The organism is Listeria rocourtiae FSL F6-920, assembly GCF_000525975.1.
Lineage (GTDB): Bacteria > Bacillota > Bacilli > Lactobacillales > Listeriaceae > Listeria_A > Listeria_A rocourtiae.
On sequence record NZ_AODK01000078.1, the window covers coordinates 1 to 2,906 of the forward strand.

A 2,906-nucleotide genomic window follows, 5' to 3' on the forward strand; every position below is an offset into this window, starting at 1 on the left:
GGCAAACCTTTGAAGTGGTAGCTGTCAATGAATCCGGGGTAGAAGGAAAAAGAACGATGGGAACGGTAGTAAGTAAGGAAACAGTCGTAACACCGACAGATGTTACTACAAAATCAAGCTATGCGGCTGGAAGTGTGACAGGTGTGGTAGCACGCGTAGGATTGTATGTGGATGGTACGCTTGTTCGTTACGGTTCAATCACAGACGGACAATATAAGGTGTATATACAAGATGTTGCAGCACTAAAAACAGTGGGTAAGGAATTTGAGTTACGCTTTTTAGATAGCGATAGCACTGTTATTCGTACGGTAGTACAGACAGTACAATAAGCATCAAGGCTAGGATATAAAGCCTGAAAAAAGTTCTCTGACCTAGAAAACATACTAAGATTAGTAGGTAAGACCAAGGCCATGGTCTTGCCTACTATTTTTTTGTTATAGTAGTTGTGAGATATAGATCGACCAGCCCCCTTGGGCTTCGAGCCCATATAAAAAACGGATCTACTTTACTACTTTATCAAGAATCAGGTTGAAGTATGTTAGGTCCTTTGAGACCGTGTATAAGAAATTGGAATCGATAAAGTTCAGTAAAGCACTTCGATAAAAAGAAAGGAGCGGATAAACATGCAGACAATTATTGCATTTGATGTCAGTATGGGGAAAAGTTACATGGTTATTTATCAACATGGACAATGCGTAGAGGAAAAAGAAATACAGCCATAATAAGAAAGATTTTCAAGCCTTACAGGTTAATATTCAGTCACTTTTTGTGAGGGATGGTCAGTATCTAGAAATCGTATTTGAGGCTACGGGCGTTTATTCCAAAGTTCTTGAATCTTTTATGCAAGCCAATCAGTCCCCTTATTATTTACTAAATCCTTTAGAGGCGAAACAACAATGTGATCGATTGCGTGGGCATAAAACAGATCGTAGTGATGCGCACAGACTAGCTCAAACATATCTCGCCTCTAATCGAACACCGAAGATTTTTGAGAGCACCGAATACCAACAGTTACGTGTGTTATCTAGATTTCACGAGGAAATCGACAAAGAAATCATCCTAATCAAAAGCAGATTACACAACGCATTACAACTGACGTTTCCTGAGCTGGTTTCGATATTCCCAAATCAGAACTCGGCGTTGTATCTGAATGTACTGCTTCTTATCCCGCAGTTAAGCTAGAAGATATTACAGTTTCTAAAGTACGCTATTATGCTGATAAAATAAGTCATCTATTATGTAAAAAGCAAGAGATTATTGAGGAAATGGAAGCATTGGCCTCGCCTCTACCTGAATATGCTATATTGAGACAAATCCCTGGGATAGGCAGCTCCAGCGCGGTGCGCTTTATCGCAGAAGCTGGGGACATTCGACGCTTCTCGACTAGTAGAGCGCTCAATGCATATGCTGGCATCGATATTAGACGTTACCAATCTGGAAAAACTTTCTATTCGGATCGTATTAATAAGCGTGGCAATCCAAAGTTACGCAAACTACTTTACCTTATGATTCAAAACATGTTAAAGAAGCAACAGAATACACCCAATCACATTGTCCACTACTATTATAGACAAAAAGAAGAACCCTATAACAAATGTCATAAGGTTGCCTCTATGACATGTATCAATAAATTATTGAAAACCATCCACTATCTTACGATAACCAATAAAATGTACGACTACCGTTTAGCGACAACGTCGTAACCTTTTTATTATAACAGCCTGCCCCCTTTTTTTTAATGAAAAAGGGGGCAGGCTTAATTTTTCATGTCTACAATATCTATATATTGTATAAGGTCTATTACTTGACTAAACGTAAGAAGAGGCTGGGACAAACTCCCATGTCAGCTTTCGCTGACACCAATCATCATGAAAAAAGCTATCGACCTACAACTGTTTTTCTATCATACTAGAGATAGAGGAATAAGTTGTAGGTCGATAGCTTATTGAGGTTCTCCAAAACCTCGCGGGCCAAAACTGATGAGAGGAAATGGGTTCTTCGCTTTTATAAACTCAGCAGCGTTTGTCATGCCTGCCAAGCCAATCGCTGGTACTATTTCGCCAAATTGTTCTTGCGCAATGGTCTTAGCGATTTTTACAAGTTTTGAATTAGGATTACTGAAAATAGGCATTTTGTTATAATCTCACGTAATTTCTAACTGGATACCTCTTCGCTGGTTTAACCTCCTGATAATCGTGCAAAAGATTTGCTCTGTTTTGGCGTTGTTTATTTCTGGAATCATTCTGATATTCCCTTCCATCTGTGCTTGTGATGGAATGCTATTTACTTGATTTCCTCCCTCGATTATTGTCACACTATGTGTAAAGGTGCCTAGAATATCATTTGTTTGGTGGATGCTCGTTACATATTGTCCCACTTCAGTGTAAAAAGCAACAGGTTATCGATAACATTAATCCCTGGTTTTAGCATAGAATTATGTGCTTTTTTTCCGTAAGATACTACTGTGTAATTCATCAAACCTTTATGGGCATAGATAATTTGACGCACACTTGGCTTGCTAATAATTAAGCCATTCAAATCATCCGCATAGCCTAGCTTCGTTAACTGTGCTGCACCAACCTCCTCAATCTCAATTTCTTCGCTTACTGTAGCTAACAGTTTGATTTGTCCGTCTACTAATGTACCTTCTTGTTCTATCTCAATCATCGCAATCACTATTGCTGCTAAACCAGACTTCATATTTGTTGACCCACGACCAAATAACTTTCCATCAATCTCTGTTGCCTGAAAAGGGGGTGTTTTCCAAGCTTTACTATCGCCTGCATCTACGACATCCATATGGCCAGAGCAACCTAGAACTTTACCAGTTTTTTTTTGCCAATACAGCTTACTAAATTGACTCGCTTATCTGTATATGCTACTGTTTCAGAAGAAATTCCGTATTT

General features: G+C 39.0%; 4 protein-coding genes and 1 pseudogene. 2 read left to right on the forward strand and 3 right to left on the reverse strand.

The window, feature by feature from the left end:
• Positions 1–329: immunoglobulin-like domain-containing protein (locus tag PROCOU_RS15705; protein ID WP_036074301.1), on the forward strand; the 329-nt coding region annotated here is incomplete at its 5' end.
• A gap of 294 nt (positions 330–623) precedes the next feature.
• Positions 624–1,703: pseudogene (locus tag PROCOU_RS19415) on the forward strand (IS110 family RNA-guided transposase).
• A 239-nt stretch (positions 1,704–1,942) separates the two neighbouring features.
• On the opposite strand, the gene PROCOU_RS16895 reads toward PROCOU_RS19415, so the two are convergent.
• From PROCOU_RS16895 to PROCOU_RS16900, 3 genes are read right to left on the reverse strand one after another with little or no spacing between them, the layout of a single operon-like run.
• Positions 1,943–2,131, reverse strand: coding sequence for a hypothetical protein (locus PROCOU_RS16895; protein ID WP_051994469.1), 189 nt, complete (start codon positions 2,129–2,131; stop codon positions 1,943–1,945).
• 12 nt (positions 2,132–2,143) lie between these two features.
• Complete coding sequence (locus tag PROCOU_RS19420; RefSeq protein WP_077913492.1) at positions 2,144–2,377, reverse strand: peptidase dimerization domain-containing protein; 234 nt, start codon at positions 2,375–2,377, stop codon at positions 2,144–2,146.
• On the reverse strand, positions 2,362–2,799 hold the full coding sequence (locus PROCOU_RS16900) for a M20/M25/M40 family metallo-hydrolase (protein ID WP_051994470.1): 438 nt from the start codon (positions 2,797–2,799) through the stop codon (positions 2,362–2,364). The genes PROCOU_RS19420 and PROCOU_RS16900 overlap by 16 nt, the downstream gene beginning before the upstream one ends.
• Positions 2,800–2,906 lie beyond the last annotated feature (107 nt).